The 22,467-nt window shown below is 71.5% G+C and carries 18 protein-coding genes; 13 read left to right on the top strand and 5 right to left on the bottom strand.

What is annotated here, in order from left to right; translation table 11 throughout:
• Positions 1-266 precede the first annotated feature (266 nt).
• The gene (locus tag ACIRQ9_RS17390) at positions 267-1,994 is read left to right on the top strand and encodes a GAF domain-containing protein (protein ID WP_404173864.1); all 1,728 of its coding nucleotides are present in this window, start codon (positions 267-269) and stop codon (positions 1,992-1,994) included.
• A 133-nt stretch (positions 1,995-2,127) separates the two neighbouring features.
• On the opposite strand, the gene ACIRQ9_RS17395 is transcribed toward ACIRQ9_RS17390, so the two are convergent.
• On the bottom strand, positions 2,128-4,734 hold the full coding sequence (locus ACIRQ9_RS17395) for a PA14 domain-containing protein (RefSeq protein ID WP_404173344.1): 2,607 nt from the start codon (positions 4,732-4,734) through the stop codon (positions 2,128-2,130).
• Positions 4,735-4,890: 156 nt separating this feature from the next.
• Here ACIRQ9_RS17395 and ACIRQ9_RS17400 point away from each other — a divergent pair, with 156 nt between their 5' ends.
• The 5 genes from ACIRQ9_RS17400 to ACIRQ9_RS17420 all read left to right on the top strand — a co-directional run bounded on the left by ACIRQ9_RS17400 (position 4,891) and on the right by ACIRQ9_RS17420 (position 10,647).
• Positions 4,891-5,904 (top strand): LacI family DNA-binding transcriptional regulator, encoded by a 1,014-nt coding sequence (locus tag ACIRQ9_RS17400; RefSeq protein WP_404173347.1) that lies wholly within the window; start codon positions 4,891-4,893, stop codon positions 5,902-5,904.
• Positions 5,905-6,047: 143 nt separating this feature from the next.
• On the top strand, positions 6,048-7,145 hold the full coding sequence (locus ACIRQ9_RS17405) for an ABC transporter substrate-binding protein (RefSeq protein ID WP_404173350.1): 1,098 nt from the start codon (positions 6,048-6,050) through the stop codon (positions 7,143-7,145).
• Positions 7,114-8,664 (top strand): sugar ABC transporter ATP-binding protein, encoded by a 1,551-nt coding sequence (locus ACIRQ9_RS17410; RefSeq protein WP_404173353.1) that lies wholly within the window; start codon positions 7,114-7,116, stop codon positions 8,662-8,664. Before ACIRQ9_RS17405 ends, ACIRQ9_RS17410 begins: the two co-directional genes overlap by 32 nt.
• Complete coding sequence (locus ACIRQ9_RS17415) at positions 8,657-9,619, top strand: ABC transporter permease (protein ID WP_404173356.1); 963 nt, start codon at positions 8,657-8,659, stop codon at positions 9,617-9,619. The genes ACIRQ9_RS17410 and ACIRQ9_RS17415 overlap by 8 nt, the downstream gene beginning before the upstream one ends.
• A gap of 23 nt (positions 9,620-9,642) precedes the next feature.
• Positions 9,643-10,647, top strand: a complete 1,005-nt coding sequence (locus tag ACIRQ9_RS17420) for an ABC transporter permease (RefSeq protein ID WP_404173868.1) — start codon at positions 9,643-9,645, stop codon at positions 10,645-10,647.
• A gap of 103 nt (positions 10,648-10,750) precedes the next feature.
• Here ACIRQ9_RS17420 and ACIRQ9_RS17425 read toward each other — a convergent pair whose 3' ends face one another.
• The gene (locus ACIRQ9_RS17425) at positions 10,751-12,610 is read right to left on the bottom strand and encodes a glycoside hydrolase family 2 protein (protein WP_404173359.1); all 1,860 of its coding nucleotides are present in this window, start codon (positions 12,608-12,610) and stop codon (positions 10,751-10,753) included.
• A 215-nt stretch (positions 12,611-12,825) separates the two neighbouring features.
• On the opposite strand from ACIRQ9_RS17425, the gene ACIRQ9_RS17430 reads away from it, so the two are divergent.
• From ACIRQ9_RS17430 to ACIRQ9_RS17445, 4 genes are all read left to right on the top strand, one after another.
• Positions 12,826-13,890, top strand: a complete 1,065-nt coding sequence (locus ACIRQ9_RS17430; RefSeq protein WP_404173362.1) for a LacI family DNA-binding transcriptional regulator — start codon at positions 12,826-12,828, stop codon at positions 13,888-13,890.
• A 165-nt stretch (positions 13,891-14,055) separates the two neighbouring features.
• Positions 14,056-15,399, top strand: coding sequence for an extracellular solute-binding protein (locus ACIRQ9_RS17435; protein ID WP_404173365.1), 1,344 nt, complete (start codon positions 14,056-14,058; stop codon positions 15,397-15,399).
• A gap of 12 nt (positions 15,400-15,411) precedes the next feature.
• Positions 15,412-16,359 carry a carbohydrate ABC transporter permease gene (locus ACIRQ9_RS17440; RefSeq protein WP_404173368.1) on the top strand — a complete coding sequence of 316 codons (948 nt, stop codon included), beginning with the start codon at positions 15,412-15,414 and terminating at the stop codon, positions 16,357-16,359.
• 11 nt (positions 16,360-16,370) lie between these two features.
• Entirely contained in the window at positions 16,371-17,237 is an 867-nt protein-coding gene (locus tag ACIRQ9_RS17445) for a carbohydrate ABC transporter permease (protein WP_404173371.1), read from the top strand.
• Between the two features lie 48 nt (positions 17,238-17,285).
• On the opposite strand, the gene ACIRQ9_RS17450 is transcribed toward ACIRQ9_RS17445, so the two are convergent.
• Together ACIRQ9_RS17450 and ACIRQ9_RS17455 are read right to left on the bottom strand one after the other, a co-directional pair.
• Positions 17,286-17,963, bottom strand: a complete 678-nt coding sequence (locus tag ACIRQ9_RS17450) for an alpha/beta hydrolase (RefSeq protein WP_404173374.1) — start codon at positions 17,961-17,963, stop codon at positions 17,286-17,288.
• A gap of 40 nt (positions 17,964-18,003) precedes the next feature.
• Positions 18,004-18,228 (bottom strand): hypothetical protein, encoded by a 225-nt coding sequence (locus tag ACIRQ9_RS17455; RefSeq protein WP_404173377.1) that lies wholly within the window; start codon positions 18,226-18,228, stop codon positions 18,004-18,006.
• 337 nt (positions 18,229-18,565) lie between these two features.
• Here ACIRQ9_RS17455 and ACIRQ9_RS17460 point away from each other — a divergent pair, with 337 nt between their 5' ends.
• Positions 18,566-19,975, top strand: coding sequence for a peptidase S8 (locus ACIRQ9_RS17460; RefSeq protein WP_404173380.1), 1,410 nt, complete (start codon positions 18,566-18,568; stop codon positions 19,973-19,975).
• A gap of 61 nt (positions 19,976-20,036) precedes the next feature.
• Entirely contained in the window at positions 20,037-20,561 is a 525-nt protein-coding gene (locus ACIRQ9_RS17465; RefSeq protein WP_404173383.1) for a DUF4232 domain-containing protein, read from the top strand.
• A 123-nt stretch (positions 20,562-20,684) separates the two neighbouring features.
• Here ACIRQ9_RS17465 and ACIRQ9_RS17470 read toward each other — a convergent pair whose 3' ends face one another.
• Positions 20,685-21,257: a TetR family transcriptional regulator C-terminal domain-containing protein gene (locus tag ACIRQ9_RS17470; RefSeq protein ID WP_404173385.1), complete on the bottom strand. Its 573-nt coding sequence runs from the start codon at positions 21,255-21,257 to the stop codon at positions 20,685-20,687.
• A 184-nt stretch (positions 21,258-21,441) separates the two neighbouring features.
• Between ACIRQ9_RS17470 and ACIRQ9_RS17475 the strand changes: the two genes are divergently transcribed.
• Positions 21,442-22,461: an alcohol dehydrogenase catalytic domain-containing protein gene (locus ACIRQ9_RS17475; protein ID WP_404173388.1), complete on the top strand. Its 1,020-nt coding sequence runs from the start codon at positions 21,442-21,444 to the stop codon at positions 22,459-22,461.
• Positions 22,462-22,467 lie beyond the last annotated feature (6 nt).

The raw sequence follows: 22,467 nt of genomic DNA on the forward strand, positions 1-22,467 counted from the left end.
GGGATGGGTGCCGCGCCTGGGGCCACTGTCTCCCGGTCGCCGGGCCTTTCCCAGGGCCGATCGGCCCCGGCACGGATCCGTACGGACCCGGGACCGGCCGGAACCGGATCCCGTCCGGGCGCGGCGCACCGTGCTCCGCCCCGCCGGGCAGGCGCACCGGCGCCCGGCACGTCCGAATCCGTACCGTCGCCCGCCTTCGGCCGGTAACGTGACAAATGACTGGAGCGGCCGGTGTCACCCCGCCCGAAGTGCCCGAGGAGAACCAGGTGGGAAGCCCCGAGGAGCCCCAGCAGGCTCGCGTACGCCTGCCGCAGCTCAGGCTGGACGAGCTGCTGGAGGAACTGCAGGCGCGTCTTGACGCGGCCCGCGGCACCCGGGACCGCGTGCACAGCCTGCTGGAGGCGGTCCTCTCGGTCGGCCGGGAACTGGACCTGGAGCAGGCCCTGCACAGCATCGTGGAGGCCGCCGCGGTCCTCGTCGACGCCGAGTACGCGGCCCTCGGCGTGATCGGCCCGGACGGCAAGCGGCTGTCCGCCTTCCACACCATCGGAGTCACCGACGAGCAGATCGCCCGGATCGGGCCGTATCCGGAGGGCCACGGCATCCTCGGCGAGCTGATCCGCCGCCCCGAGCCGCTGCGCCTCGCGAAGCTCTCCGAGCACCCCGCCTCCTACGGCTTCCCGGTCGACCACCCGCCCATGGACACCTTCCTCGGCGTGCCCATCCGGGTCCGCGACCAGGTCTTCGGAAACCTGTACCTCACCGAGAAGCACGGCGGAGCGCAGTTCGACGAGGAGGACGAGTCGGTCCTCTCCACCCTGGCGGTGGCCGCGGGCGTCGCCATCGACAACGCCCGGCTCTACGAGGAGTCCCGGCTGCGGGAACGCTGGCTGCGGGCGAACGCGGAGATCACCCACAACCTGATGTCGGGCCGCGAGCCCGCCGAGGTGCTCGGCCAGATCGCCGGACGGGCCGGTGAGATCACCGGATCCGCGCTGGCCGCGGTCGGCCTGCCCATGGCCGGGACCGGGTCGCTCGCGGTGGAGATCGCCGTCGGAATGGACGCCGAGGCGCACCGAGGTCTCGTCCTGCCGCCGGAGGGCACCCTGATGGGGCGCGCGTTCGCCTCGGCCGCCCCCGCCGTCTCCGCGGACGTCTGCCACGACCCGCACGTCTCGCCGGAGCCGCCCCGCTTCCAGGGCCTGGGGCCCGCCGTGGCGGTTCCCATCGGGACCGGCGAGGGCGGGGTGCGAGGCGTGCTGCTGCTGGCGCGGGAGTCCGGCCGGCCGACGTTCACCCCGACCGAGACCGAGACCCTCCAGGCCTTCGCCGCCCAGGCCGCCGTCGCGATGGAACTGGCCCAGCGGCGGCAGGACGCCGAGGAGGTCGCGGTGCTCAAGGACCGCGACCGGATCGCCCGCGACCTGCACGACCTGGCGATCCAGCGGCTGTTCGCCACCGGCATGACCCTGCAGAGCGCGGGCCGGTTCGTCGAGCACCCCGAGGCCGCCGAGCGGGTGGCGCGCGCCGTGGACGACCTGGACGAGACCATCAGGATCATCAGGTCGACGATCTTCGGGCTGCGCATCCGCGACGGCGACGCCGGGACGGGGCTGCGGGCCCGCGCGGTGCGGGTGGCCGGGGAGGCGGCCCCGGTGCTCGGTTTCGCCCCCGGCGTGCGCATGGAGGGGCTTCTCGACACCGACGTGTCCAGGGAGATCGCAGACCACGCCGTGGCCGTGCTCTCCGAGGCCCTCACCAACATCGCCCGGCACGCCCGTGCCGACCGGGCCGACGTCATCCTGGCCACCGACGGCCGCGAACTGCGCCTGACGGTCAGGGACAACGGCACCGGCATCCCGCCCGCCGGCCGCCGCAGCGGCCTGCGCAACATGGCGGAGCGCGCCGAGCAGCTCGGCGGACGGCTGGACTGGGACTGCCCCCGCGACGGCGGGACCACGCTGGTGTGGCGGGTCCCGGTGACGCGGGACTGACTCCTCCGGGCGGCCGGGGGAGTCGGGAGCGTGGTCCGCCGCCGTTCGGGCGACGGCGGACCACGCTCCTCTCACGGGCGGCGCAGGACAGGCGGCGCGGCGCGGGGAGGCGTCCGCCGGTTCCGGCCGGGCGTCAGGAGGCGCACCCGGCCGGCGTGGCCCGCGAGGCGTCGGAGATCAACGCCCGCTGAGCCGTCCTGAGCCGTTGGACATCCGGCTTGACGACCTTCCTGTCGTACGTCAGCAGGCCGTTGAGCTCACCCTCGACGTCCGAGATCTGGGTGTACACCGCGCCGTTGCCGCCCTTGCAGGCCAGCGCGTGGACCTCGCCCAGCTTGGCCAGGTAGTCGTCGGTGTAGGCCGCCGGGTCGACGTCGACGTACGACTGCTGCACCGACCAGGCGTGACCGGGCACGGCCAGACCGAGGCCGCCGTACTCGCCGGCGACCAGGGCCCGCCGGCCGTCGGGGTGCGGTGGCAGGGCCGGACTGGGATAGCCGTGTTCGTCCATGATGTCGCCGGTGCCGCCGTCCTCGCCGAGGTTGAGCCCGGACATGGAGTTGACCAGCCGGGTCGGGTCCCAGGCCTTGGCCTGGTCGGCGACGCGGGCCATGTCGTACTGGCCCCAGCCCTCGTTGAAGGTGACCCACATGACGACCGACGGGCTGCTGTAGTGCTCGTCGATCATCTGCTTCATCTCGCGCTCGTACTCGGCGCGGGCCTGGGTGGACGGGTTCACTCCCGCGGTCATCGCCGGCATGTCCTGCCACACCATCAGGCCGAGCCGGTCGGCCCAGTAGAACCAGCGGTCGGGCTCCACCTTGATGTGCTTGCGCACCGCGTTGAAGCCCATGCTCTTGTGCATCTTCAGGTCGTACGCGAGCGCCTCGTCGGTCGGCGCGGTGTACAGGCCGTCCGGCCAGAATCCCTGGTCGAGGGTGGCCATCATGAAGACCGGCTTCCCGTTGAGCAGGGTGCGCGGAACACCGTTCACCTTCTCGACCTTCACCGACCGCATCCCGAAGTAGCTGCCTACCCGGTCGGCCCCGACGCTCACCTTCAGGTCGTAGAGGAACGGGTCGTCGGGCGACCACAGCCGCGGATCGCGGATGCGCAGGGTCAGGGGCGCCCCGCTGCGGCCGGTGACGGTGGCCACCGCGCGCTTGCCTCGGTAGGCCGTCGCCGTGACCGGCAGGCCGTCGCGGACGCCCTGCGGTTCCACGGTCAGGGTGCCGGCGTCGACGTCGGGGGTGAGCTTGAGCTGGTCGACGTGATCGGCGGCGACCGGTTCCATCCACACCGTCTGCCAGATGCCGGAGGTCGGCGTGTACCAGATGCCGCTGGGGTCCAGGCGCTGCTTGCCGACCGGCGGGTTCTCGCCGTCGGCGGCGTCGGTCGGGTCCCAGACGCCGACGATCAGCTCCTGGGTGCGGCCGGGCTTCAGGGCGTCGGTGATGTCGGCGCTGAACTTGTCGTACCCGCCCTGGTGTTCGGCCACCTCGGTGCCGTTGACGTACACCGTGGCCCGCCAGTCGACCGCCCCGAAGTTCAGCTGCAGCCGCTTGCCGGAGCCGATCTTCCAACCGGCCGGGACGGTGAAGGTGCGCCGGTACCACATCCGGTCCTCGTGCCGTTCGAGCCCGGACAGCTGCGACTCGACCGGATACGGGACGAGGATCTTCTCGCCGAGCTTCCTGCCCACCGGAGGCCGCTCTCCCGCGGTGGCGGCGGCGAACTGCCAGGTGCCGTTGAGGTTCCGCCAGGAGTCACGGGTGAGTTGGGGCCTCGGGTACTCCGGATGCGCGTTGTGCGGACCGACCTTGTCCGCCCACCGGGTGCGCAACTCGTACGTCGACTTGTTGGCCCCGCTGCTCCAGAAGGAGCCGACAACGTTGCCATCCGGACGGGTCAGACCGCCCTGGCCGTCGTAGCGCACGTCGGCGAGACCCGAGGCGGTGCCGGTCCTGTTGCCGACGACCGGCTCCTTCAGCGTGATCAGCAGCTTCCGGGGGTCGGCGGAATCCCGGCGGGCACTGCCGAGGGGCCAGGTGGCGCCGCCGATCACGGCGTCGAAGTGCTCGGCGAGCCCGGCGGGCGGCGCGCCGAGCGGTCGCGCGAATTCGAGGGCCAGCGTGCGGCCGCTCGCCAGGACGGCGGTGGAGACGGCTCCGTCGTAGTCGTAGCCGTCGGGCAGCCGGAACGCCGACTGCGGTACGGCGGTCTTGGTGCCGCCGGGCGGGGTCCAGCGCAGGTGGAGGTTGGACCCGCCGTAGTGCTCGAAGTACTCGACCTTGATGTCGTAGGCGGTGCCCGCGGTCAACTCGACGGGCTGGGCGGTCTGTTCACGGTCCCAGTCGTCCACCCAGTGGTCGATGACCAACTGGCCGCCGACCCACAGCCGGAACCCGTTGTCCCCGATCACGGAGAACGTGGTGGGCCCGGTCTTCTCCGGCACGACCTTCCCGGTCCAGCGGACGCTGACGTCGTCCGACTGGCCGGTGGCGAAGTTCAGGCGCGGCTCCAGCGTGTCGAAGTCGAGGTTCGGATCGAACCCGGTCGCCTTGAGCTTGTCGAAGTCGAAGGCGCCGGGGGCGGACTGGGTGTAGTACTCGCCCTTGAGCCCGTGGACTTCCACGGGGTCGTCCGCCGCGGTGGCGGCGGGTGCCGCGGTCAGGCCGGTGAGGCCCAGTGCCGCGGCGACCAGCAGGGCGAGGCGTGGTCCGAGAGGTCTGATGCGCACGAATCCTCCTTGGGTGAGGAAGGGTGGCGGCTCGTTGCTTCAGTCTGTACAACGTTGGAAGGAACGGCAGTTGGCATGAGAGCACGGCTCTCGGCCTCTGTCCAGGGGCATGACAATCCCCGGGGACGAGGCACTCATCGACGCTGAGGAGATCCCTTGCGGGTCAGCCTGAGGGACGTGGCGGAACGCGCGGGCGTTTCGATCAAGACCGTGTCCAACGTGGTGAACAACTATCCGCACGTCACCCCGGCCATGCGCGCCAGGGTGCAGGCGGCGATCGACGAGCTCGGCTACCGGCCCAACCTGACCGCGCGACATCTGCGCAAGGGCCGGACGGGGATCATCGCGCTCGCCGTCCCCGAACTCGGCAACCCGTACTTCGCGGAGCTGGCCGGCGCCGTGATCGACGCGGCCGCGGAGCACGAGTTCACCGTCCTGCTCGACCACACGCGGGGCGAGCGCGAGCAGGAGATCCTGGTCAGCCAGGGTTTCCGCGGCGGCGTGATCGACGGGCTGATCCTCAGCCCGCTGACCCTGGAGGCCGAGGACCTGCGGGGCAGGTCGGGAGAGGTCCCGCTGGTGCTGCTCGGCGAACGCGAGTACGGCCTGCCCTTCGACCACATCGCGATCGACAACGTGGCGGCGGCCCGGTGCGCGGTGCGCCATCTGCTGGGCCGCGGCCGCACCCGGATCGCCTACCTCGGCGTGCGCACCGACTCCGTGAACGAGCCCGCCCACCTGCGGCTGGACGGCTGGCGCACGGAACTCGCGGCGGCCGGGGTGCCGGCGCCGGACAGCCTGGTGGTGCCGGTCGGCGGCTGGGACCGCGACGACGGGGCGCGCGCGATGGCCGAGCTGCTGGACTCCGGCGTGCGTCCGGACGCCGTGTTCGCCTTCAACGACCTGATCGCGATCGGGGCGATGCGGGTGCTGCACGAGCGGGGTCTGCGGGTGCCGTGGGACGTGGCGGTGGTGGGCTTCGACGACATCGCGGAAGGGCGTTTCGGGGCCGTCACCCTGACGACGGTCTCGCCGGACAAGCAGGCCATCGCGAAGATGGCCGTCGGCTCGCTGCTGCGCAGCCTGTCGGGCCGGGAGGAGCCCGGCGGACGCGAACTGACCGCGAAGTTCGAACTCGTCGAGCGGGAGAGCACCCTGGGCCGGCGGTGACGAGATTTCGGACGGAAGGCTTTACACGGCCCTTCCAACGATGTAAAAACCTCCCCTGAACGACGAGCACGCTGAGTTGACGCAAGAGCAAGCCTCCCCGAGAGCGCTCTCAGCTCCGGGGCCGTGCCGTTTGGGGACCCCTGATGAAGCCCACCGCACTTGCCCGTCGCACCTCCGCACGAACCCTTCTCGCCGCCGGCCTGGTGGCGGGCCTCGCGCTCGCGACCGGATGCACCAAGTCCGAGGACGACGCGAGTTCCACGCCCCCCGCCTCGACACAGGACGGCGCCGGACAGGTGGTCGCCTCACCCGGCACCGCCTCCGGCCCGACCTGCACCATCGGCGCCTACGGCGGTCGCAAGACCGACCTGAAGTCCGCCACCGTCGGCTTCTCCCAGTCCGAGAAGGAGGCCAACCCCTTTCGGATCGCGGAGACCGCCTCCATCAAGGCCGAGGCCAAGGCGCAGGGCGTCAAACTGCTCACCGCCAACGCCCAGTCGCAGTTCTCCAAGCAGATCAGCGACGTCCAGGACCTCATTGCCAAGGGCGCGGACCTCCTGGTCATCGCCCCGCTCAACTCCGACGGCTGGGAACCGGTGCTGCGCACCGCGGCCGCCAGGCACATCCCGATCGTGACCATCGACCGCAAGATCAACGCGACCGCCTGCAAGGACTACGTGAGCTTCATCGGCTCCGACTTCGTCGAGCAGGGCAAGCGGGCCGCGGACCAGATGATCGCCGCGACCGGCGGCAAGGGCGAGATCGCCATCCTCCTCGGCGCGGCCGGCAACAACGTGACCACCGAGCGCACCAAGGGCTTCGAGGACCGCGTCAAGGAGAAGGCGCCCGGCCTGAAGATCGTGTTCCGCCAGACCGGCGAATTCGCCCGTGAGAAGGGCCAGTCGGTCACCGAGAACCTCATCCAGTCCAAGCCCGGCATCACCGGGATCTACGCCGAGAACGACGAGATGGGCCTCGGCGCGGTCAACGCCCTCAAGGGTGCCGGCAAGAAGCCCGGGGACGTCAAGATCGTGACCATCGACGGAACCCGCAACGCCGTCCAGGGCATCGTGGACGGCTGGATCTCCGCGGTGATCGAGTCCAACCCACGGTTCGGGCCGCTCGCCTTCCAGACCCTCGACACCTTCACCAAGGGCGAGAAGGTCGGGCAGGACATCGTCATCAAGGACAGCGCCTACGACAAGAGCAATGCCCAGGCGGACCTCGGCAAGGCCTACTGACGTGCTCTCGGTCAGCCGGCTGTCCAAGACCTTTCCCGGCGTGCGCGCGCTGTCCGACGTGGACTTCACCGCGCGCGCCGGGCAGGTGCACGCGCTCGTCGGCGAGAACGGAGCCGGCAAGTCGACGCTCATCAAGGTGCTCACCGGCGTGTACCGGCCCGACCACGGCGAGGTGACCTACGACGGCGGCCCCGTCCGCTTCACCACCCCGCTGCAGGCCCAGCGGGCGGGCATCTCCACCATCTACCAGGAGGTCAACCTCGTCCCGCTGATGAGCGTGGCCCGCAACCTGTTCCTCGGCCGCGAGCCGCTGAACCGGCTGGGCCTGATCGACTTCCGGCGCATGCACCGGGAGGCCGACGAGGCGCTGCGCGGGCTCGGCATCCGGGTCGACGTGCGCCGGCCGCTGCGCGAACTCGGCGTCGGCGCCCAGCAGATGGTCGCGCTCGCCCGCGCCGTCGCCGTCGAGGCCCGCGTGGTCATCATGGACGAACCGACCTCCTCACTCGAACCGCGCGAGGTGCAGACCCTGTTCGAGGTGATCCGCATGCTGCGCGAGCGCGGCGTCGCGGTCGTCTACGTCAGCCACCGCATGGACGAGCTGTACGAACTCTGCGACACGATCACCGTCCTGCGCGACGGCCGGGTGGTGCACACCGGTCCGCTCGCCGAACTCGGCCGGCTGAACCTGGTGGCCATGATGCTCGGCCGGGAGATCGGCGAGGTGCGCGCGGAGGGCATGACCAAGTTCTCCGGAGCGCACGACACCGAGGCCGAACCGGTCCTGACCGCAACCGACCTGACCATACGTCATCAGCTGCGGAAGGTGTCGCTGTCGGTGCGGCCCGGCGAGGTCGTGGGCCTCGGCGGACTGCTCGGCTCCGGCCGCAGCGAGACCGCGAAGGCCATCGCCGGCGCCCTGCCGACCGACTCGGGCCGGGTCGCCGTGGCCGGTGTCCCGGTACGGGCGGGCTCCACCGCGGCCGCGATCCGCGCCGGCATCAGCCTGCTGCCGGAGGACCGCAAGAGCGAGGGCATCCTGCCGGGCCTGTCGGTCCGCGAGAACATCGCGCTCGCCGCGCTGCCCGGCCTGTCCCGCTTCGGCCTCGTCGACGACGCCCGCGTCGACCGGATCGTCGAGACGTTCATGAAACGGCTCCGCATCAAGGCCGCGGGCGCGCACCAGAAGGTCGGCGAACTCTCCGGCGGCAACCAGCAGAAGGTCCTGCTGGCCCGCTGGCTCGCCCTGCACCCGAAGGTCCTGCTCCTGGACGAGCCGACCCGCGGTATCGACGTCGGGGCCAAGGCCGAGGTGCAGGCCCTCGTCGACGAACTCGCCGACGACGGTCTGGCGGTGCTGCTGATCTCCTCCGACACCGAGGAACTGATCGAGGGCAGCGACCGCGTGGTGGTCCTCAAGGACGGCGTCGTGGTCCGCGAACTGACCGGCGACGCCGTCACCGAGGGCGAGTTGATGCGTGCCATCGCCGCCGTACCCGCGGGGGATCGCGATGACTGACCTCACGCTCGCGCGCGGCGCCCTGGACCGCACCCGGCTGCTGCGGCTGCTCCAGGACTACGGCGTGTACACCGGCGTCCTGGTGCTGCTGCTGTTCAACTTCGCCTTCACCCCGCACTTCGCCTCCGCGGAGAACTTCCGCACCCAGGCCGTGCAGGTGGCGCCGGTCCTGATCGTCGCCCTGGGCATGGCGCTGGCGATCGGCACCGAGGGCGTCGATCTGTCGGTGGGTTCGGTGATGGCGCTGGCCACCTCCCTGCTCTCCCTGTATCTCGGCTACGGGCCCTGGCTCGCCCTCCTGATCGCGGTCCTCGCCGGTGCCGTGGTCGGAGTCGCCAACGGCGCGCTGATCGCGTTCGTCGGCGTTCAGCCCATCGTCGCCACCCTCGCCCTGATGGTCGCCGGACGCGGACTGGCCCTGGTCCTGCTGCCCCAGCTCAAGGACGTGCACGACCCGGGCCTCGCGGCGCTCGGCTCCGGCGCGGTCCTCGGCGTGCCCTACCTGGTCCTCATCGCCGCGGCGCTCGCGCTGCTGGTCACGTTCGTGATGCGCCGCACCACGTTCGGGCGGCAGGTGCTGGCCGTCGGCGACAGCCGTCCGGCGGCCCGGCTCGCCGGACTCCCGGTACGCCGGGTCCTGGTCGTGGTCTACGTCTGCTCCGGCGCCCTCGCCGCGGTCGCGGGCGTGCTGGCCACCGCCCGCCTCGCCGCGAGCGACCCCACCTCCCTCGGCACCCTGATGGAGTTGTCGGCCATCACCGCAGTGGTCGTCGGCGGCACCCCGCTCAGCGGCGGACGGGTGCGCATCGGCGGCACCGTCGCGGGTGCCGTGCTCATCCAATTGCTCACCACCACCCTCATCAAGCACGACCTGCCGCCGTCGTGGACCCAGATCGCCCAGGCCGTGGTGATCGTCCTCGCCGTCTACGCGGCCCGGGAGCGAGGCGGGAGATGACCACACAGACCGAAGAGTCCGGTATGCCGGGCGAGACCGTGAACGGCACGGACGCCGGTCCCCGGCGCATGAACCGCTCCGAGCGGCTGAGCGGGCTCGCGCAGCAGCACGGCGCCCTGGTCACCCTCGTGATCGCCATGGCCGTGGCGTCGCTGAGCTTCGACACGTTCCTGACGGGCGACAACCTGGAGAACATGGCGCTGTCCTCGGCGTTCCTCGCCGTGGTCGCCCTCGGCATGACGTTCGTGATCGTCACCGGCGGCATCGACCTGTCGGTGGGCTCGCTGTTCGCCCTCGGCGGTGTGCTCGCCGCCTGGGGGTCGCAGTACGGCACGGCCGTCGCCCTGCTGCTGCCCCTGGCCGGCTGCGGACTGATCGGCCTGCTCAACGGAGTGCTGATCGCCCGCGTCGGGCTGCCGCCGTTCATCGTCACGCTGGCGGCGATGCTGGGCGCCCGCGGCATCCTGCTGGCCATCACCGACGAGGGCTCGACGACGTACCTCGTCGACAAGGACTCCTTCTTCGCCACCCTCGGACAGGCTTCCCTGGGCGGCATCGGAGTGCCCGTGTGGATCACCGTGGCGCTGTTCGTCGTCGGCGCCGTCGTGCTGCGCGGGACCAGGTTCGGGCAGTACGTCTACGCGGTCGGCGGCAACGAGGACGCGGGCGCCCTGATGGGCGCGCCGGTGGCCCGTACGAAGATCTCCGTCTACACGCTCTGCGGCCTGTGCGCCGGACTGGCCGGCGCGCTGAACGCGGCCTGGCTGCTGTCCGGAGTGACGATCCTCGGCAGCGGGATGGAGCTGGAGGCCATCTCCGCCGTCGTCATCGGCGGAACCCTGCTCAGCGGCGGCTCCGGATTCATCAGCGGCTCCCTGGTCGGCGTGCTGCTGCTGAAGGTCATCCAGAACGTGATCAACCAGATCGGCTCGCTCGACTCCGCCTACCAGCAGGTCGTCAGCGGGGCGTTCCTGGCCGTGGTGGTGGTCGCCCAGACCTGGCTCGGCCGGAGAAGGAGAGTGCTCTGAAGCCCTCCCCGCCGGGCCCCCGGAGCTGCCGTCCCGTGCGGACGACCGGGGCACGGGGACCGGCGGACCTCGGCGCGGTCGGCGCGCCGAGGTCCGCCACCGGTCACCGCTCCGCGCCGTCCAGGGCCGGCGGCTCCGGCTTCACCTCGGGGGCGGGCTCGGCGCCGGTGACGATACGGCGGATCGTCTCCAACGGCAGCTTCGGTGAACCGTCCGTGCAGAGCAGGCCGTTGGTCTCCTGGGCGGTGTCCATGAACTGCGTGTAGCAGAAGCCCGCGACGATCGGGCTCGTGTGCAGCACCCCGAAGATGTCGCCGAGCAGAGCGGCGTACTGCGTGTCCGACGTGGTCCGCGTGTAGGAGAACTCGTCCTCCTCGGCGCCCACCGACAGGCCGCCGAACTCGGTCACCATCAGGGGGACTTCGCCGGTGCGGTAGCGCTCCGTCTGCCGCGCGTCGAGGGAGAGGGTCCGGCCGGCCGGACCCGGCGAGGCCAGCAGCGCCTCGAACCCGGCGGCGTCGCCGTAGCGGCGGGTGAGCAGTGCGGGGTCGGACGCGTAGTCGTGCACGCCCATGATGTCGCTGTCGGTGTGCTCCCAGCCCTCGTTGGACATGACCGGGCGGGTCGGGTCCAGGGCGCGGGTGAGGTTCGCGAGCGCGACCGTGTAGGCCCGCTGGGCCGGGTCGTTCGCGATGTCGGAGCAGCCCCAGCTCTCGTTGACCGGCACCCAGGTGACGATCGAGGGGTGGCTGCGGTCCCGCCGCACCAGGTCCAGCCACTCGCGGGTCAGCAGTTCCACGGCCTCGGTGCCGTACTCGTAGGCGGCCCCCGTCTCGCCCCACACCAGCAGGCCGAGCCGGTCGGCCCAGTACAGGAAGCGGGGGTCCTCGGCCTTCTGGTGGATCCGGACCGCGTTGAAGCCCATGGCCTTGATCAGCTCGACCTCGCGGCGCAGTGCGGCGGTGCCGGAGTTCGCGATCAGGGTGTCGGGGCGGTAGCCCTGGTTGAGGACCGAACGTACGTAGTAGGGCCGGTCGTTGAGCAGGAAGGCGCCTCGGCCGACACCGGCGCTGCGCAGGCCGACGTAGCTGTCGACGGTGTCCAGCACCTCCGAGGTGGCCGCGTCGCGGACCGTCACCCGGGCGTCGAGCAGGGTGGGCCGCTCGGGGCTCCACAGCAGGTCCTCGCGGTCGATCCCGTTGCGCAGGGCGGGGACGGCGAGGTCGACGCGGCCGCGCGGGGTACGGACGGCCGTGGTCGATCCGGCGAGCACCGCGCCGTCGTGGCTCAGCTCGATCTGAACGCTCACCGGGCCTGACGGCGCCGCGGCCAGGGTGATCTCGGCCGTGACACCGCGCGCCGGATCGGGGATCCAGGCCAGGTCGGTGACGTGCTGAGCGCCGACGGTCTCGGTCCACACGGTCTGCCAGATGCCGGTGGTCCGCTCGTACCAGACCGCGTGCGGGCGGTCCTGCCAGTCCTGCTTGCCGCGCGGCTGCGCCAGGTCGGCCGGGTCGTCCTCGGCACGGACGACGAGCACGTGCTCCTCGGCCCCCGGGCGCAGCGCGTCGGTGACGTCGGCGGTGAACGGCGTCTGGCCGCCCACGTGTTCGGCGACCAGCCGGCCGTCGAGCCAGACCTTCGCGCGGTGGTCGACGGCTCCGAAGTGCACGAGCGCCCGGTCGCCGCCGCCGACGGCGAGGATCCCGTGCGGGATGCGGCGGCGGTACCAGACCACCGCGTGGGCGGCGGTCTCGCCGATGCCGGAGGCGGGGGCCTCGGGCGGGAACGGGACGGTGATCTCGCGGTCGAACCCGTCCGTGGACGCGTCGGAGAACCACGCGTCGCGCTCGCCCACGCGGGAGTCGTCGTACCCGAACTCCCAGACGCCGTCGAGGCTGTGCCACAGCTCTCGCCGCAGGATCGGCCTCGGATACGTCCCGTCCTGCTCGCTCGCCTTCACGGACCCTCCTCCTGCCTTTTCCGGAATTCCCGGCACAGGCGTTTCTACGATCGAAGCCCTGCCATCATGAGTGATCGTTTGCATCGATGCAAGGCCCTCGTGAGATGCGACGATGGGCCGGGACCTCCCGGTGCGGCAGACTCGGAGGGCCCGCCGGGCGCCCCATCGAGGCCCCGGCAGGCTCCGAGTGCCGACACGACGGGAAGGAGGTCCCAGTGGCCAAGGTGCGCATGCGGGACGTGGCCGAGCACGCCGGAGTGTCGGTGCGGACGGTGTCGAACGTGGTCAACGGCTTCTCCCACGTCAGCCCCGACACCCGCGCCAAGGTGCAGCGCTCGCTCGACGAGCTGGGCTACCGCATGGACTACCTCGCGCGCGGCCTGCGTTCGGGCCGTACCGGCTTCATCGCGCTCGCCGTGCCGTTCCTCGCCGAGCCCTACTTCGCCGAACTCGCCCAGGCCGTGATCAGGGCCGCAGGCCGGCGTGACATCACGGTGCTCGTCGAGTCGACGGCGGGCGACAGTGCGGTGGAGCGGCGGATCATCGAGGGCGGTCTGACCAACGTCGCCGACGGCGTGCTGCTGAGCGCGCTGACCCTGCCGGCCGGTGACATCGCCGCGAAGAAGCCGGACTTTCCGCTGGTCATGCTGGGCGAGCACAGTGTCGGCGACCAGTTCCCGCGGGTCGGCATCGACAACGTGGCGGCCGCCCGGACGGCCGTCGAGCACCTGCTGGAGCAGGGCTGCCGCCGGATCGTCGCGCTCGGCCGCAACGGCAGCGAGAACGGCCGCCAGCGCACCGAGGGCTACGAGCAGGCGATGTCGGCGGCCCGGGTGCGGCGGGTGAACTGGCTGGTCGTGCCCGTCGAGGACTGGACCAGGGAGCAGGGCTACATCGCCGTGCGCGAGCTGCTGGAGGGCGACGGCCCGCTGCCCGACGCCGTCTTCGCCTTCAACGACGCGCTCGCCGTCGGAGCGCTGCGGGCCCTGGACGCCTTTGGGGTGCGGGTGCCCGAGGACGTCGCGGTCGTCGGCATCGACGCCGTCCAGGAGTCCGCCTACACGCACCCGCCGCTCACCTCCATCGCCCCCGACCTCGACGCCATCGCCGAGCGTTCACTGGCCCTGCTGGAGGAGCAGATGCAGGCGGCCGGCCGGTCCGGGGAGCCGGCACCCGGCGAGGAAGCGCAGGCGGGAGGCGGTGCGGCGGCTCCCCAGGTGGCCACGCCGTACCGGCTCGTCGTCCGCGAGTCCTCGCGCCGCGGGCCCCTTCCGGAGTGAGCCGGAGGCGGGTCCGGCAGTGACCCCGGACCCCTTCCGAGGCGGGTCGCGGGCCCCGGCGGCGCCTTCGGGGACTTCTTCGCGGCGGTCTATTGCATCGTTGCAAAACGTGTGCGAGGGTCTGCGCCATCGAGTTCACATCGAATTAACGAGGTGAATACCCCTATGAGCGGAGCGATGGCACGCCGGCGGTTTCTGGCCCTCGGCGGTGGCCTTGCCCTGACCGGAGGGCTCGCGGCGTGCTCCTCCCCGCTCGTGTCCGGCCTGACGGGCTCACAGCCGAACACCGCGGACGTCATCTTCTGGAACCTCTTCACCGGCGGTGACGGCGCCAACATGGTGCTGATGGAGAAGGCGTTCCAGAAGGCCCACCCGGGAACCACGGTCGAGGCGACCGTCCTGGGATGGGGCAACCCGTACTACACGAAGCTGGCGCTGGCCATCGCGAGCGGCACGCCGCCGGACGTGGGCATCACCCACCTCTCGCGGCTCCCGCTCCTCGCCGCCTCCGGCCTGCTGGAGCCGCTCGCACGGACGCCGCTGTCCGAGCTCGGCGTCACCGAGGACAAGTTCACCCCGGCGGCCTGGCAGAAGGCCACCGTGGACGGCACCACGTACGCGGTACCCCTCGACACGCATCCCTTCGTGCTCTATTACAACGCGGACATCGCCCGCAAGGCGGGCCTGCTGAACTCCGCGGGCGACGACCTCGCGCCCCTCAAGGGCAGGGAGGACTTCGTCGGCGCGGTGAAGGCGATGCGGGACGCGGGCGGCGCCCAGTACGGCGCGGTCATGTCGATCACCGCCGACCCGTCCACGGCCTGGCGCTTCTTCAGCATGGTCTACTCCGGCCTGGCCGGCCCGATCGTCACCGACTCCGGGACGAGGATCGCCGTCGACGACGAGGCGATGCGCGAGACGGTCGCCTTCATGCAGAGCCTGACCGGTCCGGACCTGATGCCGAAGAACCTCACCGGAGCCGGCGCCAACGCCCTCTTCAGCACCGGCAAGGCCGGCTTCCTCTTCGACGGCGAATGGCAGATTCCCACCTACCGCCAGGTCAAGGGCCTCGAGTTCAACGTCGTGCCGTTCCCGGCGCTGCTCGGCCCGAAGCCGGTGGCCTACGCCGACTCGCACGCGCTCGTCCTGCCGCGCAACGACCGCGGCGACGAGACCCGCACCCGCAACGCGGCGACGTTCGTCAAGAGCCTCCTCGACAGCAGCGCCGTGTGGGCCGAGGGCGGCCACATCCCGGCGTGGCTGCCGACCCAGCGCGGCAAGGCGTTCCTGGACCAGTCACCGCAGCGCAACTACGTCCGGGCCGCGTTCGACGCCCGGTACGACCCGGTGGCCTGGTACACCGGCGCCGGCTCGGACTTCCAGAGCGTGATCGGCGGCACGGTCATCGAAGCGCTCGCCGGGCGCATCACGCCGACGGGCATGGCGGCCGCGATGCGCTCCGCCCTGAAGCGCTACACCACGTCCCGACCGCCGGTCACGATGAAGTAGGAGGCAGTCACCATGACGACCGTCGTCCCGACGCGACCGGCACCAGCCCCATCCCCGGCACCGACCGCCGCCGACCGGCCCACCCCGTCCGAACGCCGGGCGGGCAGACTCCTGGCCGCCCCCTTCCTCGTGATCTACCTGCTCTTCCTGGTCGGTCCGCTCCTGGTCGGCGTGGTGCTGAGCTTCTTCAACACCACCACCGTCAAGAGCGGCCTCGGGGACTTCGTCGGCCTGTCGAACTACCACGAGGTGCTCACCGACTCCCTCTTCTGGGAGAGCATGTGGCACTCGGTGCTCTTCACCCTGCTCACCACGCCCCCGCTGGTGATCCTCGCGCTGGGCGTCGCCATCCTGGCCTCGCGCATCCGCCGCGGCCGGCTCTTCCACCGCATCGCCTTCTTCGTGCCGTACGTGGTGCCGTCGTCGGTGGTCACCCTCGTCTTCCTGTGGATGTACACCCCGCAGATCGGCCTCATCCCGAAGGTGTTCGACGCCGCCGGACTGCCGGTGCCCGACTTCATCGGCAGCACCTCGGGCGGCTGGACCGCCGTCGTGCTGATGACCGTGTGGTGGACGTTCGGCTTCAACTTCGTCCTCTACACCGCCGCCATCCAGGACGTCCCCGCGGACGTCTACGAAGCGGCCGCCATCGACGGCGCCAGTCCCTGGCAGCAGATCCGCCACATCACGGTCCCACTGCTCGGCAGGACCACCAGCCTGGTGCTGATCCTGCAGATCCTCGCCTCGCTGAAGGTGTTCGACCAGATCTACCAGCTGCTCGGTGGCGGCCCCGACCAGTCCACCCGGCCGGTCATCGAGTACATCTACGACACCGGCTTCACCGCCTACCGAGGTGGCTACGGCGCTGCCGCCACCATGGTGTATTTCGTCATCATCGTCGCGATCTCGGCGGCCTGGTACGGGCTGCGGCGCCGTCGCGCGACCGGCAGCGCGGCCTGAGCGGAGGACCCATGACCACCATCACCCAGCCGCGCACCACCGAGCCGAAGGGCGCGGTCAACGGCGCCAAGCTCTTCAACCGGCTCTGCGCCACCTGCCTGACCCTGTTCGCCCTGATCTGGCTGGTGCCCTTCGCCTGGGCCCTGATCACCTCGCTGCGCGACGACGCGGCCATCACCCGGAGCCCCACGTCGATCTTCGCCGGCGGCTGGTCGCTGGACGCCTACTCGACCGCCTGGGACAACCATCCGATCGGCACCTGGTACCTCAACAGCCTGGTCATCTCGGTACTCGCCGTGATCTTCACGGTGACGTTCTGCTCGATGGCCGGATTCGCCCTGGCCTTCCTGCGGTTCCGCGGCCGGGCCCTGGTCATGGCCGTCGTCACCGCCGGCCTGATGCTGCCCACCGAGGCGCTGGTGCTGCCCCAGTTCATCGAGTACCGGTCCTTCCATCTGCTCGGCACGTTCTGGGCGCTGGTCCTGCCGTCGGTCGCGGCACCGATCTCGGTGTTCGTCTTCCACTCCTTCTTCCGGGGCATCCCGACGGCGCTGATCGAGGCGGCCCGCATCGACGGCGCCGGCTGGTGGCGGGTCTACGCCACCGTCTGCATGCCGATCTGCCGCCCGGCGGTGTCCACGGTCGCGATCCTCACCTTCATCGGCTCCTGGAACTCCTTCCTGTGGCCGCTGCTGGTGCTCAGCCAGACGAAGTCCCAGACCATCCCGGTGGGCCTGGCCTCGCTGGTGGACCCGACCAGCCCCCAGTACGCCGAGGTCATGGCCTCCTCGGTCCTCGGGTTCATCCCGCTCATCGCGGTCTTCCTGGTCTTCCAGCGGCAGATCGTCCAGGGCATCGCCACCACCGGCATCAAGTGACACGGGCCGGGGCCGCCAGGCCCCGGCCCGTCCCGGAGCCTCCGCCGCTCAGGCCGGCCCCGGCGGCAGAGCGCCGAGGACGGCCGCGAGGCCGTGCGGGTCGCGGCGGGCGATGTTGTGGCCGACCGGAATCTCGTGGACCCGCCATCCCGGGTCGGCCCGCAGCCGTTCGGTGAGCGACACGAACGGGCTGCCCGCCCAGGGGCCTCCGCTGACGTACGTCCGGCCGTACGTGCCGCCGCTGCCGCCCTCCAGCCTGACGGACTGGACGAAGCTCGCCATCGGGTGCGGGCGCGCACGAGGATCGAGGCCGTCCGGGACCGCGACCCACCGGCCGTCGCCCCGCGCGCCGGCCACGAACAGCTCCCGGAACACGTCGCTGGTCAGCGACCAGCACGAGTCGCCGTCGTCGGGGACGTAGGCGTCGATGAAGACGAGATGGGCGAGCCGGTCGCCGAGCCGGTCCGCGACACCGGCGATCACCATTCCGGCATAACTGTGCCCGCACAGGGCGAGGGGCGATCCGTCGCTCCGCTCGACCGTCCCGGCCACCTGCGCGATGTGGTCGTCCAGATTCGGCGGACGGTCCGCGTCGGCCGGGGCGTCCGGCTCCAGACCGGACAGGGTCACCGCCTCGACCTCGTGACCGTCCCGGTGCAACTCGGCGGCCACGGCGTCGAACACCCAGCCGCCCTGCCAACCGCCCGGCACCATGAGGAACTTCACCGCGTCATCGTAGAACGGGCGATCCCGCCGGGGGAGGGGGTCACCGTACGACGATGCTGAACGCGGGGAGGTCGTCGCCGGCGACCTGGTCGCCGTTGGGGGTCAGGGTGACGTGGTCGCTCTTGGCGATCGGGTCCTTCGGGCCCCGTACCGTGATCGAGGCGAGCGCGGGCTCGACGGTGTACAGGAGGTCGCCGTCGTCACCGATGCGGACCGGCCCGAAGTGGCAGAAGCCGCCCTGGTCCGCGGGCGCGTACGCGGGCATCCCGGCACCCGAAGGGTGTCTGGAGCCGTCGCGCCGGGGGAGTACCCGCTCGTTCGCCCGTTTCCGCCGCGCCCGGCGGCCGTGTGCCGACGGCCGTGATGCCCGCGCGGCGAAAGGGCGCTTCGTGAGGCGCAGTTGGTCTCCGACGCCGTTGCGCTGACGGCCGGACCAACTCCCGAGGCCGTCGACTCGCCGTGCGATACGCGCCTGTGACGCTCCATCAGAAAAAAAGGCCCCCCTGCGGCGAACTCTTCCGCGTCGGTGTGGATCACACGTGCGTGACGCGTCGTCTCGCGTCGCACCCCCTCAGGGGAACGCAGAAGGGATTCGTGGATCCGTGGATCGTAGAAGAGCAAGAACCGCCCTGCGCGCGGGCGTACGCGCGATCGTCGGCGGCCGTCGGGCGACCGGCGGAGCGGCCGTCCTGATCGTGGTCTCCGCCCTGCTGGCCGGAGCGCCGTCCGCCGCGCAGGCCGTGGCCGCGGCACCCGCGGCAGGCGGCACCGCACGGACGGCCGCCGCCACCGACGGCGGCGATCCGGTCGTACGGCTGCGGCAGGAGGTGCGGGCCGGGTCCCTGCTGGACGCGCACGGCACGCGCAGTGTCTGCCCCCGGTGCGCGGCCCTGATCGTCACGGAGAAGAAAGGCGGCGTCACCCCGCTGAGCGCGCCCGCGCCCGCCGGTTACGGGCCGCAGGACCTCGCCAAGGCCTACGGTCTGCCCGCCAAGTCGAAGAGCACCGCGACCATCGCGATCATCGACGCCGGCGTCGACCCCACCCTGGCCTCCGACCTGGCCACCTACCGCGCCGCCTTCGGGCTGGCCGCCTGCGGCACGGCGTCCGGCTGTCTGACGCTCAAGAACTACACCGGCGGCAAGCAGCCCGCACCGCAGAAGAGCGGCCCCGGCGCGGCGCTGGAGGAGGACGTCGCCGTCGAGACCTCGCTCGACCTCGACGCCGCCTCCGCGGCCTGCCCCACCTGCCATCTCCTGGAGATATCCGTGCCCTGGCAGGACGGCGAGGACGACAACGACGTCTCCACCGGTGACTTCGCCAAGGCGGTCGACACAGCCGTGGCCGCCGGCGCCTCGGCGATCAGCATCAGTTACGGCTACACCGCGGACGTGACCAACACCAGCGGCGCCGCTCTCAAGGCGTTCCGGCACAAGGGCGTCGCGATCACCGCCTCCACCGGCGACTCCGGCTTCAACGGCGGCATTCACCAGGCATGGCCGTCCGACCTGCCCTCGGTGACCGCCGTCGGCGGCGTCACCCTGCCCGCCGACGCCCCCGCGACGGGCTGGTGGGCCGCCGGCAGCGGCTGCGAGACGAACTTCGCCGCGGCCACCGGCCAGCCCGCCGCGGTCACCGCCGCCTGCGGCCACCACCGCGCGTCCGCCGACGTCTCAGCGGACGCCGACCCGGCGACCGGCCTGGCCGTCTACGACACCTACGCGCCGAGCAGCGGCGAACCCTACGACTGGACCATCGTCGGCGGCACCAGCGCCTCCGCGCCCTACATAGCGGGCCTGTACGCCCGCGCCGGGCACCTCTCCGCCGTCCAGGGGCCCAACACCCTGTACCAGGCCCCGGCGTCCGACGTCACCGACGTCACCGGCGGCTCCAACGAGGACTACCACCAGTGCGCCGACTACCCCGGGATCCGCGCGTCGCTGTGCACCGCAGGTCCCGGCTGGGACGGGCTGACCGGAATCGGCATGCCCCACGGTCTCGGCGCGTTCTGACCCACCCCATCCGGCACCCCTGATCCGGCTTCCCCCGACGAGAAACGAGAGGACCCTCCCCATGCGCAGAAGAACCCGGGCCACGGCCGTAGCGGCGGCCCTGTCCGTCATGCTCCTGACCGGCTCCGCGATGGCGAGCGCCAGCCCCGCCAAGCCCGCCGTACGTCCCTGCACCACCGGCAACGTCTCGTTCTACTTCGGCGGCTACTCCTACGGACTCGGCCACCGCAGCTTCGACCTGACCCTGCTCGCGCACGACGGCATCACCTGCAGCCTCAGCGACACCCCGCTGATCACCCTGAACTCTCCGCCGGACCAGACCGACAAGATCCCGGTGACCGTCAACGGCCGCGGCGGCACCCTCGTCCTGCGCCCGGACTCGCCGCTGCACACGACCATCGCCTACTCGGTCCCTGACGCACCCGAGAACAAGGCGCAGGTCAGCGGGCTCCAGCTGGCCATGCCCGACGGCAGCAGCCGTGCGACGAGCTTCCTCTTCCCCGGCACCACCGACATTTACAAGGGCGGGGTGTACATCACGTCCTGGACGACCGGCATCGGCCTGGGCCAGGAAGAGCAGCGCTGACCCTCGCCCGCGGCCGTCCATGACGTGCGGCCCCGGGCGGGGTGATCCGACGTGATCGTGTGGCCGGCGGCCGACCGCCGGCCACACGACCGTGACGCGCGTCGGTGACCCGCGCGGGCGGGCTCAGCGCAACAGGACGTCGAACACCAGCTGGAAGAACGCGTCGATGGGGGCGGAGGACTTGTCGGCGCGGGTCGCGATCAGAGCGCCCTCCCAGGCGCTGAGGACGAAGAGCGCGGTGGCCCGTACGTCGAGCGTGGCGCTGATCTGGCCCGCTTCCTGTGCCTCGGTCAGCACGCGCGCGATGTGCGCGGCCCACTGCTGGAAGCCGCGCTGGACCGCCGATCGGATCTCCTCGGAGTGGTCGGCCACCTCGGCGCCGAAATTGCCGACCAGGCAGCCCCGCGCGAAGCCGCTGTCGACCGTGTCCGCGCCCATGAACGCGAAGTGCGCCCGCAGCCGCTCCAGCGGAGGCTGTCCGGCCGCGTCGAGCATGTCGAAGCGCAGACCGACGCCGTAGCGTTCGAGCGCCTCCAGGGCGCTCTCCTCCTTGCTGGCGAAGTGGTTGTAGAACGACCCCTTCGGTGCGCCGGCGGCCGAGGTGATGTCGCTGATGCCGGTGGCGTTGAAGCCCCGGGCACGAAACTGCTCCAGGGCCGCCCGCGCGATCTCCTCGCGCTTGGATGCGCGTGCCATTCTGATCACCTCCTCATTAATATGGCCGGTCGTCTTGCCTGCCGTCAAGCCCGGTCCGGAAGCCCGCTCCTGCCGCAGCGGCAGAGCTTGACGCCTTCCAAGACGACCGGTCATATTGAATGGGTCGTCTTCACCCGGAGGCCCGCCGGTCCGTACCGGCCGGGCGCGCTACCAAGGAGTTTCCATGTCCACCACCTACCGGGCCTTCGAGGCCACTGGCGTCCACCATCTCCGTCTGGTCGAGCGCGAACTGGCCGACCCGGCGCCCGGACACGTCCGCCTCCGCGTGGAGACCTGCGGCGTCTGCCACACCGACGTCCTCGCCGTGGAGGGCCTGCGCGCCGACCCGTCGAGTCCGGTCGTGCCCGGCCACGAGATCGTCGGCGTGATCGACGCGGTGGGGCCCGGCGTCACCGCCTGGCATCCCGGCGACCGCGTCGGTGTCGGTTTCCTCAACGGGCACTGCGGGGAGTGCGAGCCGTGCCGGCGCGGCGACTTCGTCAACTGTCTCGACCAGGCGCAGACGGGCACGACCACCGACGGCGGGTACGCCGAGGTGACGTACGCGCGCGCCAGCGGACTGGTCCGCATCCCCGACGGCATGCCCGCGGCCGAGGCCGCCCCGCTGCTCTGCGCCGGGCTGACCACCTTCTCCGCGCTCCAGCAGGACTCCGTCCGGGCGGGCACCCTGGTGGCCGTGCAGGGCATCGGCGGTCTCGGGCACCTCGCCCTCCAGTACGCCCGCAGCCTCGGCTTCCGGGTCGCCGCGGTCGCCCGAGGCAAGGAGAAGGAGCCGCTCGCCCGCGAGCTGGGCGCGCACGAGTACATCGACAGCGCGGAGACCGACCCCGGCGAGGCGCTGGCGGCCCTCGGCGGCGCGTCGGTCATCGTCGCCACGGCGGCGAGCGGTGCCTCCATGAGCCCGCTGGTGCGCGGACTCGCGCCCGGCGGGAAGCTCGTCGTGGTCGGCGCCGCGCCGGACCCGCTCTCGGTGACCACCGCCGACCTGATCTTCGGCACCCGGAGCATTGTCGGCAGCCTGACCGGCTCGTCGATCGAGAACGAGGACAACCTCGGCTTCACCCTGGCCCACGGCATCCGTCCCGCCATCGAGACGATGCCCTTCGAGCGGGCCATGGACGCCTACGAGCGGATGCTCTCCGGCAAGGCACGGTTCCGCGTCGTCCTGGAGGTCACCGCCTGACCGTCC

The organism is Streptomyces sp. NPDC101237, from assembly GCF_044767465.1.
Classification (GTDB): domain Bacteria; phylum Actinomycetota; class Actinomycetes; order Streptomycetales; family Streptomycetaceae; genus Streptomyces; species Streptomyces gramineus.